This window comes from Allomuricauda sp. XS_ASV26 (assembly GCF_041224615.1).
Lineage (GTDB): Bacteria > Bacteroidota > Bacteroidia > Flavobacteriales > Flavobacteriaceae > Flagellimonas > Flagellimonas alginolytica.
The window spans coordinates 1-281 of record NZ_JBGFGK010000004.1; the positions used below are offsets into that span (position 1 = coordinate 1).

General features: G+C 57.7%; 1 protein-coding gene. It reads right to left on the reverse strand.

Going from position 1 to position 281, the window contains the following annotated elements:
* Positions 1–281: hypothetical protein (locus tag AB9K32_RS00020; RefSeq protein ID WP_369883994.1), on the reverse strand; the 281-nt coding region annotated here is incomplete at both ends.

The window sequence follows — 281 nt, forward strand, 5'->3', positions numbered from 1 at the left end:
ACTATCTATGCTGATGTCGGCCGTGAAGACATCGTCGTCCGTGAAGGAACTGCTGCCCAAAGCCGTGCTGATGCCAGCGTTCGCGCTCGCATTGCTCAACGTTACGCTAACCGCTTCGTCCGCCTCGACAACGGTGTCGCAGTTGGTCGTCACGCTCACCGTCTGGACCAGCGTAGCGGTGCCCGCCAAAAAGGTGAGGGTGCCCGTATCCGTGTCCTCGTTGCCCCCGCTTATCAAATAATCAACCGTGATGTCGTTAGATGGGTCCGATTGGTCTATGC